This is a genomic window from Aminobacter sp. DSM 101952, from assembly GCF_001424795.1.
Classification (GTDB): domain Bacteria; phylum Pseudomonadota; class Alphaproteobacteria; order Rhizobiales; family Rhizobiaceae; genus Aminobacter; species Aminobacter aganoensis.
Genome location: NZ_LMCL01000010.1, coordinates 21,584 through 34,771, shown reverse-complemented (window position 1 = coordinate 34,771; position 13,188 = coordinate 21,584). Strand labels below are relative to the sequence as shown.

9 protein-coding genes are annotated in these 13,188 nt (G+C 65.0%); 1 reads left to right on the top strand and 8 read right to left on the bottom strand.

The window, feature by feature from the left end:
• Nucleotides 1–151: 151 nt before the first annotated feature.
• The 4 genes from ASC75_RS09545 to ASC75_RS09530 are packed head-to-tail and all read right to left on the bottom strand — an operon-like array spanning nucleotide 152 to nucleotide 5,850.
• Nucleotides 152–931 carry a CoA-transferase gene (locus ASC75_RS09545; protein WP_055973708.1) on the bottom strand — a complete coding sequence of 260 codons (780 nt, stop codon included), beginning with the start codon at nucleotides 929–931 and terminating at the stop codon, nucleotides 152–154.
• An 11-nt stretch (nucleotides 932–942) separates the two neighbouring features.
• Nucleotides 943–1,890, bottom strand: coding sequence for a CoA-transferase (locus ASC75_RS09540; protein WP_055973705.1), 948 nt, complete (start codon nucleotides 1,888–1,890; stop codon nucleotides 943–945).
• A gap of 27 nt (nucleotides 1,891–1,917) precedes the next feature.
• A complete protein-coding gene (locus ASC75_RS09535) occupies nucleotides 1,918–4,026 on the bottom strand; it encodes a hydantoinase/oxoprolinase family protein (RefSeq protein ID WP_055973702.1) in 2,109 nt (702 codons plus the stop codon).
• 42 nt (nucleotides 4,027–4,068) lie between these two features.
• Complete coding sequence (locus tag ASC75_RS09530) at nucleotides 4,069–5,850, bottom strand: hydantoinase B/oxoprolinase family protein (RefSeq protein WP_082496496.1); 1,782 nt, start codon at nucleotides 5,848–5,850, stop codon at nucleotides 4,069–4,071.
• Nucleotides 5,851–6,194: 344 nt separating this feature from the next.
• Between ASC75_RS09530 and ASC75_RS09525 the strand changes: the two genes are divergently transcribed.
• The gene (locus ASC75_RS09525; protein WP_055973700.1) at nucleotides 6,195–7,355 is read left to right on the top strand and encodes an ABC transporter substrate-binding protein; all 1,161 of its coding nucleotides are present in this window, start codon (nucleotides 6,195–6,197) and stop codon (nucleotides 7,353–7,355) included.
• Nucleotides 7,356–7,542: 187 nt separating this feature from the next.
• On the opposite strand, the gene ASC75_RS09520 is transcribed toward ASC75_RS09525, so the two are convergent.
• Genes ASC75_RS09520 through ASC75_RS09505 form a run of 4 tightly spaced genes read right to left on the bottom strand, consistent with a single transcriptional unit; the run spans nucleotide 7,543 to nucleotide 13,155 of the window.
• Entirely contained in the window at nucleotides 7,543–8,751 is a 1,209-nt protein-coding gene (locus ASC75_RS09520) for a 2Fe-2S iron-sulfur cluster-binding protein (protein WP_055973698.1), read from the bottom strand.
• A complete protein-coding gene (locus ASC75_RS09515) occupies nucleotides 8,748–9,566 on the bottom strand; it encodes an FAD binding domain-containing protein (RefSeq protein ID WP_055973694.1) in 819 nt (272 codons plus the stop codon). The genes ASC75_RS09520 and ASC75_RS09515 overlap by 4 nt, the downstream gene beginning before the upstream one ends.
• Nucleotides 9,563–11,935, bottom strand: coding sequence for a xanthine dehydrogenase family protein molybdopterin-binding subunit (locus ASC75_RS09510; protein WP_055973690.1), 2,373 nt, complete (start codon nucleotides 11,933–11,935; stop codon nucleotides 9,563–9,565). Before ASC75_RS09510 ends, ASC75_RS09515 begins: the two co-directional genes overlap by 4 nt.
• On the bottom strand, nucleotides 11,935–13,155 hold the full coding sequence (locus ASC75_RS09505; RefSeq protein WP_055973687.1) for a diaminopropionate ammonia-lyase: 1,221 nt from the start codon (nucleotides 13,153–13,155) through the stop codon (nucleotides 11,935–11,937). The genes ASC75_RS09510 and ASC75_RS09505 overlap by 1 nt, the downstream gene beginning before the upstream one ends.
• Nucleotides 13,156–13,188 lie beyond the last annotated feature (33 nt).

Below are 13,188 nucleotides of genomic sequence, written 5' to 3'. Positions count from 1 at the left end.
ACTTGGCGGCGACTGGTCGAGTGACGGCTCCCCGCCTAGACTAGCGATCGACAAAGGCCGTCTGACGTCAGCCCGGCCAACCCAGGAAGAGCCGCGCCCCACTCCGGAAACCTTTGGAGGCTTTCTCGCCGCTCGCTTGGCGGGCCAGAACCTACTTCAGGTACATTCGTGTCGGGTCGATCCCTCGCAAAATGCTCAGCTCCTCGAGCGACGGCGGCTCACTCACCACGATGTTGTCCGGGATGTCTGGTCGGAAACCCATGTTGTCGAGGACCGCATCGATCTTCACGCCCGGGTGCAGAGCACTCACCGACAGTCGTCGCGTCTGCGGATGGCAATCGAACACGCAGAGGTTGGTAATGACTTTTAGCACGCCGCCGGCGATCAAGCCGCATTTGGCGCGCGACTGTCCACCGGCGACATAGCCGGGGCTGGTGATGAAGTCGACGGTCTCGACGAAGCGTTTCTTCTCGTGCGGCATGATGACGATGGTTTCGGCGAGGCTCGCTATGTCGTTGCCGCCACCCGAGCCTGGCAGCCGCGTCGACGGTTGCCGGTGGTCGCCAAGATAGGAGCTGTTGACATTGCCATACTGGTCGATCTGGGCGCCGCCGATGAAGCCTATGTCGACATAGCCGCGCTGCAGCAGCGCCAGCACGTCGGTCGGGCTGAGCAGCATGTTGGCTTTCTCGGCGGTGCGCATCTCGTTGGTCGACGGGGGTAGCCGGCCGGGTTGGATGAACGGCCCAATGATGCCGCCCTCGAACAAGATAGTCAGGCTGGGCGCGTTCAGCCGCTGGGCCAGCGTCGCGCCAAGTAGCGGCACGCCGACGCCGGCAAAAATGATCAACCCGTCGCGCATGACGCGCGAGCACATCACCGACAAGAGTTCGGAGGTCGTGTAGGCATCGGTGGCCTGGTGCTTGCCCATCTCGCTTCTCCTCAGCCTCTCGCCTCGACACCGATTTTCGCCAGGAAGGCGTTCCAGTCGCGCGGCTCGAAGATGTGCTCGCGCATATAGTCGAGCGCCCCTGCCAGGCCGTTCCTGCGGGTGAAATCGGCGTAGTCGTCCATGCGCTTGTAGAAAGGATCGTAGCAGCCGGCACATTCGTGCGGCGCGGCGCCGTACGGCACCTCGACGACGGCGTCCACGGCCATGAACGGGATCTTGGTGTGGTCAGGCGCCTGCCGGATCTCGTCGTTGTCGATGATCTTCTCGGTGGTCAGGATCACCCGGTCGGCGGCCATGGCAATGTCGGCGTCCATGAACGGCAGGCCATCATACTGGGCGTTGCCAAATTTGTCGGCCCGCTGGACGTGGATCAGCGCCACATTCGGATAAAGCGCCGGCAAAAGCAGGAGCGGATCGCCCGTGTAGGGGCAGCTCATGGTCTCGAGCTTCGTCACCAGCGCGTCGGGCATGGTGGAGCCCATCATCACCCGCGTCGGCATGAACGGAATGCCCATGGCGGCGGCCCGATACATCATGCCCAGGCTCATGTGGCTCCATTCCTCGTAAGTGACCTTGCCGTTCTCGACATAGTCGCGCATCACCCGCGACAGGCCCCAGACGATGCCCTGGCTGAACCAGCTCGTCATGTATTTGTCGACGCAATCGCCGGCGAGCAGGAAATCGCCCTCGGTCGAGGTGATCGAGCGCGAGACGGTGAGGTGCTTCTTCTTCTGGCGCACGATCTCCCACACCGCCGCGAAGGGCGTACGAGAAAAGGTGTTGCCGCCAATCGCGACATGGTCGCCGTCCCGAATGGTGGCGATTGCTTCCGACAGAGACGTGGTCTTGTCGCGCAGGCCCCGGTTGCGGGACGCCAGGCGCTTGCGCAGCGCGAGATAGGCCGGCGTGTCGGGCGCGCTTTGTTGGTGTGCTGTCATCGTGACCTCGCTGGAAAAGTCAGGCGCTCAGTAGAGCGTGATGATGATGTTGTTCAGAGCGTCGAGCCGCGCCGTGGCGCCCGGCGGCACGACGCAGGTGGTGTCATATTCCTCCACGATGCAGGGGCCGCGCCGCGGTTCGCTCAATGCTGCGCGGGGAATGACCGCCGTTTCTAGCCAGCCGTGCTCACGGCCAAAATAGGCTTGGCGAGGCTTTTGCTCGGACTTCAGGTCGCCCGCGTGCCGCTGCGGCCGTCCCGGCTTCTGCGTGTTGCGATGCGCCGCAAGGCCGGCCACCTGGATGCTGATCAGTTGCACAGGCTCGTCGAACGAGGCACGATGGCCGTAGGTGCGCTCGTGTTCGCTGCCGAACGCTTCCTCGATCTCTCGAATCCGCTCTGCGGTCAGCGGCCCGTGCGGAATGGGGACGCTGATTTCGAAGGTCTGCCCCTTGTACCGCATCGCTGCGAAATACCCGATCGTCATCTCATCCCTGGTGAAACCGTCGGCACGCAGTTGCGCGACGGCCTTGTCCTCCAACACATTCCAGGCCGTCGTCCATGCGTAGGGATCGACGTCGCGCAGCAGTTCCCGCATCGTTTCGGTGTAATAGTGCTCGACATCGGCGTAGAGCAGGCCATAAGCGGAAAACAGACCGGCCGAAGGCGGCACCAGAATCGTCTTGATACCGAGTTCCTGCGCCATGCCCGCGGCAAACAGCGCGCCATTGCCGCCGAGCGCGAACAGCGTGAAGCCGCGGGGGTCCCGACCACGTTCGGACGACACCGCCTTGATGGCGCGGATCATGTTTGAGATGGCGATCTGGCGGGCGCCCCAGGCAGCCGTGGTGACGTCGACTCCCAGCGGCTTTGCCAGCAGCTCTTCGTAATACCGGCGGCTGCGCTCGGCGTTGAGTTTTAGCTCGCCACCGACGAGATAATGCGGGTTGATGTAGCCAAGAAGCACGTTGGCGTCTGTCACCGTCGGCCGCTCGCCGCCCTTGTCGTAGCAGAGCGGCCCGGGATTGGCGCCGGCGCTTTCCGGGCCGATCTGCATGGAGCCGCCGGCATCGATCCAGACGATCGAACCGCCGCCGGCGCCGACCTCGGCGACATCGATCGCCGGCACCGCGAGCAGATAGCCGCCGCCGGTCAGGAGCCGTGACGAGATCATGATACCGCCGCCGACGGAATATTGCTGCGACAGCACAAACTTGCCTTCCTCCGCGACCGAGGCCTTGGCCGTGGTGCCGCCCATGTCGAAGGAGATGATGTTGTTGTGGCCGCTTTCCATCGCGTGGCGCACCGCGCCAACCACGCCGGCCGCCGGACCCGATTCCACGATATTGACGGGCTTCTCGCTGGCATCCTTGGCGGTTGTCAGGCCGCCATTCGACTGCATCAGCAGGATCGGCGCCTTCATGCCCTGCCGATGAAGGCTGTCGCCGAGGTTCTTCAGGTATGAGGCGACGATCGGCATGATGTAGGCGTTGACCACGGTAGTCGAGGTCCGCTCATATTCCTTGATCTGCGGCAGCACTTCCGAACTGATGCTCATAGGCAGGTCCGGTGCGAGCTCGCGGATCACCTCTGCGATCAACTGCTCATGCGCCGGGTTGGCGTAAGAGTTGAGCAGGCAAACCGCGATCCCCTCCACCCCCTCGCCCAGTAACCGCCGCACGGCTGCCTCGACCTCGGCCCGCGCGAGCGGTTTGGTCACCGTCCCGGCGGCATCGACGCGTTCATCGACCACGAGGCGCAGGTAGCGTTCGACGAGCGGCACCGGCTTGTCCCAGTGCAGATCGTAGAGCTTGGGCATGCGCAGATTGCGTATCTCGAGAACGTCGCGAAAACCTTTGGTCGCGATGAGCCCGATGCGGGCGCCTTTCAACTCGAGAATGGTGTTGGACCCCACGGTCGTGCCGTGCAGGAACTCGGTGATCTCGTCCAGACCGAGCCCGGCGGGCTCGAGGACGCCCGCTAGCCCCTCGATGATGGCGCGGGCATAGTCGTCCGCAGTGGAGGAAACCTTCCGGGTAAAAGTCTCGCCCTTGGCATTGACGACGACCAGGTCGGTAAACGTGCCGCCGATGTCGATGCCGACGCGGCATCCAGCCGCCTTGGTCCTGTCCAACATATCTGTGGTCTTTCCTGTATTCGGCTGCGTACGGGACTGGGCTCAGTCGCCCCAGTTGACGAATTCGGTTGCGCCGCCATTGCGGAGGTTTCCGCGCAGCGTGGCCGTGGCGTGGTGGTCGATCACCAGGGCCTGCTCGTCGAAGACCAGGCCGTATTCCTCGCGGGCCGCGGCCGGGCTGATGATTTCGTTGCGGACGTCGCGCAGCACCGCCGCCGGCTCGCGGTCGAGCGGGTCGCCCCAGCCGCCGCCGCCCGGCAGCACGTAGCGGAACTCATCGCCTTCGTTGACGCCGATGGTGACCTTGGAGCCTATCGTCTCATTTCCCTTGCCCGGGTTCAGGCTGACCGAGCCGGGCTTGCCGGCCTTGCCGCCGTAGAGACCATAGGCGCGGGTGGTCTGCCGGTCCGCGCGGATCTGCAGCGTCGCGTTGGGAACCTTGATGCGGTAGTCGCGGTAGAACGGCGCGCCGCCGCGGAATTTTCCGGCGCCGCAACGGTCCTGCGCGAATTCGTAGGCGAGGATCTCGACCGGATGCTCGGATTCGATCTGCTCCACTGACTGCGAGGCCATGTTGACGAAGATGTTGGAAATGCCGTCGATACCGTCGGCCCAGGGACGGCCACCCCAGGTTCCGCAGGAAAAATCGACATAGACGAAACGTTCTCCCGATGGCGCGAAGCCCGCGATGGTGACGCCGACATTGCCACCGTCGGAAGCAGCGAACACCCGATCGGGCACCATGCGCGCCAGCGCGCCGAAGGCGCAGTCGACCATGCGGAAGCCCGTCAGCGCACGGGCGGCACAGGCGCCGGGCATGGCGACGTTGGCGATCGTGCCTTCCGGCGCGACTGTCTTGATGATGCGGAATATGCCGTCATTGTTGGGGATTCCGCCCGGCAGGATCGAGCGCAGTGCGGTGTAGGAAGCGGCCTCGGTCACCGAGAGCGTGCAGTTGATGGCGCCCTTCACCTGCGGGGCACTGCCGGTCCAGTCGAATTCGACCGCTTCGCCCTGCTTGCGCACCGTCACGAACAGCCGGATCGGCTGACCGATGTCCATGCCGTCGTCGTCGATCCAGTCCTCGAACGAGAACTCCCCGTCCGGCAGTTCCTTCACCGCCGCCCTCGCAAGGCGTTCGGTATAGTCGATGATCTCGCGCATATGAACGGTCGAGGCATCGATGCCGTAGCGGTTGACCAACGCCAGGATCTTGCGTTGTGCGATCTCGCAAGCGGCGAGTTGCGCGCGCAGGTCGCCGCAGAGCTGGACGGGCAGCCGGACATTGCTGCGGATCAACGTCCACAGCGCCTCGTCATGCTGGCCGGCAGCCACCAGCTTGAGCGGCGGAATGCGCAGCCCTTCCTGGAAAATCTCGGTCGAGTTGACCGAATTGGAGCCGGGCACATGGCCCCCGACATCAACGTGGTGGGCAGTGGTCGCAGCGAAGGCGATCAGCTTTCCGGCCGCGAACACTGGCTTCAGAATAAAGATATCGGGCAGGTGCATGCCGCCTTCAAACGGGTCGTTGAGGACGAACACGTCGCCTTCTTCGATGCTTCCGGCGAACTTCTTCATCACCGCCTGCAGCGCCGTGCGGATAGAACCCAGATGCACCGGCAAGGTCAGGCCCTGCGCCACCAGGCGACCCTCGGCATCGGCGATGCCGGTGGAAAAATCCATGTTGTCGCGCAAGACGCCTGAATATGTCGTGCGGCAGATGGTGACGGCCATCTCGTCCGCGATCGAGAAGAGCTCGTTCTTGAACAACTCGAACTCGATAAAGCCGCTGTCCTCGGCCCGAACCATGGCTGTTGCCGCCATCCCGGTGTTCCTCCGCATGTGATCGATGCTAAGTAAGTATTCTTTTACAACGGCAGCTGTCAATGCCCTTGACCGCCATTTTGTGCGACTTCTCCCCGCCGACAGGGCCGGCAATTTTCGGCAGGCGAAATAAATCGTCGCCGGCGCGCGCCGCTTGACAGCGCACCTTAGTAAGCACTTAATTACTTCTGCAGCATCGGCTGACGACAGAGCCGTTCTGGAGAACCACAGGCAAGCAAAACCCATCGGCAACGACCGGTCGCAACGGCGGAAGCGCAGTTGCGGCATCGCGTCATTCTGTGCTCCGGAACGTCTCCTTCGGTATCTTCAACGGGAGGAACTTGATGAACGCAAAGGGTATGATTGTGGGCGCCGTCGCGGCGCTCGCCTTGTCGGTCTCGGCGGCCTTCGCCGACACGATCAAGATCGGCGTCAACCAGCCGCTGACCGGACCGGTGGCGGCGTCCGGAAACTACGTCACCGACGGCGCACGCATCGCCGTCGAGGAGATCAACACCAGGGGCGGCCTTCTCGGCAAGCAGATCGAACTGATAATCGAGGACAACAAGGGCAATCCGACTGAAGCCGCGGCGGTCGCCGAGAAATTGATCATGCGCGACGAGGTCTGCGCGATGATGGGCGCCTGGGGCTCGACGATGACGCTCGCCGTCATGCCTAAGCTCGAGGAATACGGCGTGCCCATGGTGGTGGAGACGGCATCGTCCGGCAAGGTCACCAACTCAGGCAACAAGTGGGTCTTCCGTACAGCACCAACCAGCGACATGCTGGCAGAATCCTTCTCGCCTTTCGTCGAAAAATTCGGGATGAAGAAGGCAGCGTTCCTGGCGGTCAACAACGATTGGGGCAAGAGCAACACCGACGCGTATTCGGCAATGCTGGACAAGCGTGGCGTGCCGACGACACTACGCGAAACGATGGATGCCGCCGCCGTTGATCTTTCGGCGCAGCTCGCCAAGATCAAGGCGTCCGACGCCGACGTGCTGCTGGTGACGACCGAGATCGAGCAGCTCACGCTGGTGTTCAAGCAGGCGCATGCGCTCAAGATGCCGCAGCGCATTATCGCCACCACCACCTCGTCCACACCCGACCAGGCAATCGAGCATGCCGGCAGCGCCGCCGACAACGCCTATTTCACCGTGCTTTTCGCCCCCTGGTTTCCCGACATGGCGCCCAACCCGGAGGTGGCGAAGTTCTTCGCCGAAGCATGGGAGCGCAAAGGTCTCGTCTTTGCCGGTCGCATCGAGGGCCAGCGCGGCTACGACGCCATCCTGAGCATTGCCGCAGCAATCGAAAAGGCCGGCAAGGCCGAGCCGGACGCCATCCGCCAGGCGCTGTGGGAGGTCGAGGTGAAGGGCGTAAACAGCAACATCCACTTCAACAAGCAAGGGCCGGAAGGCGCCGAAAGCGGCCAGAACACCGCCAACGTCTTCGTGGTCCAGGTAAAGGACGGCAAGGTGGTGCGGCCCGACTTCGCAGCCCAATAGGCGTCGTCGCCCGCTGTCCGGCACCGTCGATCACGGCAGGCACGAAGAGCTCAAGGTCAGTCAGCCATGCCCTTCGGGGCTTGGCTGCCGATCCATTCCGACGAGCATGTCCGGACCGGAGATGGCTAAAAGAGCCAGCCGCACACGAGTGCCGCTGGCTTTCACATCATGGAAGAGAAGGGTCTGATCATCCGCGCCGGAACGGATTGCGAAAAAGCTCGCTGAGCCAGGCTTTCAGGGCGACCCCAAGGCTGCCCGCGACACGCAGTTCGCCGGCGTCCTCGATGGGGCCTACCGCGCCCTCCGGTGACAATGAGCGGCCCAGATTGGCGGCGAATTGTGCGGTGATGGCGCCGATGAAATGCGTGACGATGCCGGCACGTGCGAACTGCGCCAGCGCCCCCGAGAGCAGGTAACTGACCTCGATGTCAACGCGGGTCCCCTCACCTTCAGCCGTGAGCCTATAGTTCAGTTCGCCTTCGGCGAGCGTGGCGCTTTTGGTGTCGCGGCCGGCACCGTGGATTACGCCAGCCATCATCGCGTCGTCGCGCCGTTGGCTCGCCGTTCCAGCGAATTCCGCGCCGATCGGCCCCATCTTGATGCGCATCTTGATGTTGTAGGTTCCGTCGGCTGCCTCAGAGACGAGGCTGGCGCCGGGGATGCAGCGCACCATGGCCGGCACCTCGCCAAAACGTTGCCAGACGACCGGCAGCGGCGCGTCGAGCAAAAAACTCTGCCTGACCGCCGATGCCTTCTTGCCGCTGGCGCCAAGCGGCGCAGGCGCGGGTTTACGGGCCGCCAATTCAGCGTTCGGACGCAAGGATGAAGCAGTCGCCTTTGTCGCACCGCTAACATCCGTGCCGGTCTTTGCATGGCCCGACCCGGCCGGCCCGAGTGGCAATGCGGGCCGCGGCTCAAGCTCGCCCCTGGCTTCCTGGCGGGCTACGATGACCCAACGGATCGCCTTGACGATGCCGGAATAGCCGGTGCAACGACAGAGATTGCCGGCGAGTTCGATGCGGATGCGCTGCTCGTCGGCGTCGCCAAGCCTCAAGACGATGTCGCGCGCCATGACAAGCATGCCCGGCGTGCAAAACCCGCATTGGAGAGCGTGATGCGCGTTGAAGGCGGCGCGCAACTCGGTCATCAGCGGGTCGGCGTCGAAATCCTCGATGGTGCGAACGCTGGCGCCGTCGCAGGCGGTTGCATTGCCGATGCAGGAGCGCACCGGCACACCATCGACCAGGATTGTGCAGGCGCCGCACACGCCCTGCTCGCAGCCGAGATGCGTGCCAGTGAGGTTGAGGTTTTCGCGTACGAGGTCGGCGAGGCTGGTGCGCGGCTCGACAGCAACGGTCACCGTCTCGCCATTGACGGTCAGAGACAGTTCGCTCATGGCTTCACCTGTTGCAGTGCTCGCGCGAAGGCATTTGCGTGCATCGCATCCTTGATCGGCTCGCCGGCGATGCCCAGCCCCTCGACCATGGCCTTGGCCGCATCCAGCCGTTCCGGAGAAAGCGGCAGGTAGGCGGAGATGTCGGGCAGGACGATCGGCCGGGAATCGGTAGCGCCGATCACCGCGCGGCTGACGCCGGCGGCGGGGTCGACGACGATCGCCGCCATCGCCTCGGCGAACTCGCCGCGCTTGCGGCAGAACTTGAAATAGCCGAAGCGAGCGGCCGGCGAATGGCGGCGGATGCGGATGCCGACGATGAACTCCGCCTCGTCGAGCGCCACGGAGAACGGCGCCGTCATGAACTCGGCAAGGGCAACACGGCGCTCGCCGGTGGCGCCGGCGATCAGCATCTCGGCGTCGACGGCGGTCAGCGTGGTCATCCAGTCGGCGGAAGGATCTGCATGCGCCAGGCTGCCGCCCATGGTGCCGCGGTTGCGCACCGCACGATAGGCAATGCCGGCTGCCACCCTTGCCAGGAAACCATTGGCGGCGTCGGGTACGCGGTTGTCTTCCACCGCAGCGTGGGTGACGCAGGCGCCGTAGACGATGCCGTCCTTGTCCTCACGCACGCTGGCGAGCTCGCCAATACCGGTAATGTCGACGACAAGTTCGGGCTGGGCGAGGCGCAGGTTGAGCATTGGCCCGAGCGACTGGCCGCCGGCCATCACCTTGCCGCCGCCATCGGAATCGGCCAGCAGCCGGACCGCTTCGGCCACGCTCGACGGGCGGGCATATCTGTAAGCACTTGGTTTCATGACTGGACCGGCTGCCTGCCGTTCCTGCCGGCGGCAATCGCCGCGAGCAGCCGGTGCGGCGTCACCGGCGTCATCGCCACCTCGGCGCCGAGCGGCCGCAGCGCATCGTTGACGGCGTTGGCGATCGCCGCCGGCGGGGCGATGGCCCCGCCCTCGCCCACGCCCTTGATACCGTGCGCTGTGAACGGCGACGGCGTTTCCATGTGGACGATACGGATGTCTGGCACCTCGCAAGGACCTGGAATGATGTAGTCGACGAAGGTCGAGGCGAGCGGCTGGCCGTCGGCGCTGTAGGGCGACTCCTCGTAGAGCGCGGTGCCGATACCTTGCGCCACGCCGCCGATGATCTGGCCGTCGACGATAAGGGGGTTGACCAGCGTGCCGCCATCCTCGACCACGACGTAGTCGAGGATCTCGACCGAACCGAAATCCGGATCGACGGCGACGACGGCCGCATGGGTGGCATAGCTGAAGGTGCCGCTATCAACCATGGGCTTGTAGCCCGCCGTAACCTCGAGCCCTTCCGGTGCGACGTCGGCCGGCAGCGTTTCCGGCGACTTGTACCAGGCCTGGGCGATGTCGGCAAAACCGACACTGCCGCCCTGCCCCTGGATGCGACCGCCGACCAGCTCGACCTCGTCCTTGCCCGTCTGCAAGAGATGCGCGCCGATCGCCAGCGCCCGCTCGCGGATGATCTCGCAGGCGCGCGACACCGCGCCGCCGGCCATCACCATCGAGCGCGAGCCCCAGGTGCCGGTCGAATACGGCGTCAGCGCCGTGTCGCCGTGCACGACATTGATACGGTCGGTGTCGATGCCTAGAACCTGGTTGGCGACCTGCGCCATCGAGGTCTCCATGCCCTGCCCGTGCGAATGCACGCCGATGCGCAGCTCCAGCCCGCCGTCGGGTGTGACCCGCGCCGTCGCCTGTTCGAAACCCGGCACCATCGGTATGCCCCAGGCGGCGTAGACGGTGGTGCCGTGCGCGGCCTGCTCGCAATATGTGGCAAAGCCGATGCCGAGCAGCCGGCCATCGTCGCTTCCCTCGCGTTGCCTGGCGCGAAACGATGCCAGGTCGATCGTCTCGACGGCGCGGCGCACGCTCTCGGGATAGTCCCCGCTGTCGAACAGCTTTCCGGTAATGTTGGTGAATGGCATCTGCTCGGGCAGCACCAGGTTCTTCAGCCGCACGTCGGCGGGCTCCAGCCCGGCTTGCCGAGCGATGGCGTCAATCATCAACTCCAGCGCGAAGCAGACACCGGTGCGGGCGACGCCGCGATACGGCATGAAGGGCGGCTTGTTGGTGGCGACCGAGCGGGTACGGCAGGCATAAAACGGCATCTGGTAGGGGCCGGGCAGGATGCTGGCGATCTGCGCCGATTCCAGGCAGGCAGAGAACGGCCACACCGAATAGGCGCCGACATCGACGGCAACGTCTGCCTCGATGCCGAGCAGCCGACCTTCGGCATCGGCGAAGGCCTTGATGCGATAGTGGTGCTCGCGGGTGTTCGCAGCGGCTACGAGATGCTCGCGGCGATCCTCGATCCAGCGGAAGGGCTTCTTTCGCGTCAGCGCTAGCCAGGCGACGCAAAGCTCCTCCGGTTGCAGCACGCATTTGAAGCCGAAGCCGCCGCCGACGTCGGGCGCAACGACATGCACCTGCCGCTCCTCCAGCCCGAGACATTCGGCAAGCCCGGTACGCATCATGTGCGGCAACTGGGTCGAGGTGTAGACCACAAGCTGGTCGAGCCGGGTGTCCCACCAAGCGATGGTTCCCTTGCCTTCGAGCGGCACCATGCACTGACGGCTGAGACGGATTTCGCGCTCGACCTCGATCGCCGCACCGTCGATCCGCGACCGATCACCCTTCTCGATCCTGGTCTCGAGATAGATGTTGTCGCTCCACTCCTCGTGAACGCGGATGGCGTCCGGCTGCTCGGCCACGGCGAAATCGGCGAGCGGCGGCAGTGGCTCGATCTCGGCCACCACCTGCGCGACCGCGTCCTCGGCCTCGGCACGCGTGCGGCCCAGACACATGGCGACCAACTCGCCGGTGAACCGCACCTTGCCGTCGGCAAGCGCCGGCTGACTGGACGGCTTGAAACCCGGCAGGCCGGAGACGGCGCGGATCGGCTTGACCGAAGCAGCAATGTCGGCGGCGGTGAAGAAGCGGCCGGCGAGCTCATCAGGCGCGGTGACCGAGACGATGCGGCCATGCGCCAGCGGGCTGCGCAAAAAAGCGACGTCGGCGAGGCCCGGCATCTTGATGTCGCCGACATAGCTGCCGCGACCGCGCATGAAGCGCTCGTCCTCCTTGCGCGGGAGGCGGACGCCGATGCCCTTGCCGGCCTTTTGCTCCCCTGCCGCCATCAGGCTGCCTCGGGCCGTTGCCCCGTGAGTTGCTGGAAGGCGGCAGGATCGGTGGCGCCCTCGCAATTGATGACCAGCACCTTTGCCTTGTCGTCGAGGCCGACGAGCGCGCGCGCCTCCGGGTCGGCGCAGATGGCAATTACTGCGGCGAGGCCGGCAGCACCGGTTTCGCCGGCGACGACGCGCGGATCGCGCCCGCGGGGGTTGGCGAAAAGCCGCATCCCCTCCACCGCAGCCTGGTCGTTCATGCGCAGGAACGCCGTCGTGCCGGTGTCGATGGTCGGCCACGCAACATGCGAGACCGCCGCACAGGACAGGCCGCCCATGATGGTTTCGAGGTCGCCTTCAACGACCACCGGCGCGCCGGCGAGTGCGCTGGCGAAGACGCAGTCGGCAGTGACCGGCTCGACGATGATCGCCTGCGGCGCGCGCGCGCCGAGCAGGTGGTGGAAGGCCGACAACATAGCCGCCGCCATGCCCCCGCAACCGGCTGGCAACATGAGGTGGGTCGGCAGCTCGCCGCCTAGCTGCTCGACAATCTCATGCGCCATTACTGAATAGCCGGCCATGCAACGGACCGGGATGTCCTGGTAATAGGGCGTGGCGGAATCGGAGATGAGCAGCGCCCCCGGGTCGACATGCGCGACCCGCTCGACTGCAGCGTAGGCCTCGTCATAGATGCCGTCGATTCTCACCACCTCGGCGCCCTCGCGCCGCAATGCCTGCTCGCGACCGGCACTGACACCGCTCGGGATGTAGATTATCGCCCGCATCCCCATTCGGCGCGCGGCGTGGGCGACCGAGAAGCCGTGGTTGCCGTCGGTGCAGCAGATCAGGAAATTGTCGACAAGCGCCTCGCGGTACTTGCCGTCGAGCAAATCGCGGTCGGACACGGGATGGCCAAGCCGCTTCTCCAACAGGGCCGAGACCTCGCTGACGGCGGCGTAGACGGCGCCGAGCGCCTTGAAGCTGGCGAGGCGGAGACGCCGGCTTTCATCCTTGCACCACAGCCCACCGAGGTCGAGCTCGGCAGCCGCGCCGGGCAGAGCTCGGAGCGGCGTCACTGCATAGTCTGCCCAGGACGAGATCCGGGCGCGCGCCTCTTCGGCCTGCGCCTGCCCATAGCAAGTCTGGCGCCTGCCGGCGTCGACCTTGCCGGGATTCAGGAAGACCTCGGCGTCGAACCGGCCCTTCACCTTGACGATACGATTGTCGGACATATTTCCTCCCCACCGGTCCCGGGCCGGCCGTCA

Excerpts from the sequence above, each read along its gene's own strand:
- ASC75_RS09545 (WP_055973708.1), bottom strand. The coding sequence starts at position 931 with ATGGGCAAGCACCAGGCCACCGATGCCTACACGACCTCCGAACTCTTG.
- ASC75_RS09540 (WP_055973705.1), bottom strand. The coding sequence starts at position 1,890 with ATGACAGCACACCAACAAAGCGCGCCCGACACGCCGGCCTATCTCGCG.
- ASC75_RS09535 (WP_055973702.1), bottom strand. The coding sequence starts at position 4,026 with ATGTTGGACAGGACCAAGGCGGCTGGATGCCGCGTCGGCATCGACATC.
- ASC75_RS09530 (WP_082496496.1), bottom strand. The coding sequence starts at position 5,850 with ATGGCGGCAACAGCCATGGTTCGGGCCGAGGACAGCGGCTTTATCGAG.
- ASC75_RS09525 (WP_055973700.1), top strand. The coding sequence starts at position 6,195 with ATGAACGCAAAGGGTATGATTGTGGGCGCCGTCGCGGCGCTCGCCTTG.
- ASC75_RS09520 (WP_055973698.1), bottom strand. The coding sequence starts at position 8,751 with ATGAGCGAACTGTCTCTGACCGTCAATGGCGAGACGGTGACCGTTGCT.
- ASC75_RS09515 (WP_055973694.1), bottom strand. The coding sequence starts at position 9,566 with ATGAAACCAAGTGCTTACAGATATGCCCGCCCGTCGAGCGTGGCCGAA.
- ASC75_RS09510 (WP_055973690.1), bottom strand. The coding sequence starts at position 11,935 with ATGGCGGCAGGGGAGCAAAAGGCCGGCAAGGGCATCGGCGTCCGCCTC.
- ASC75_RS09505 (WP_055973687.1), bottom strand. The coding sequence starts at position 13,155 with ATGTCCGACAATCGTATCGTCAAGGTGAAGGGCCGGTTCGACGCCGAG.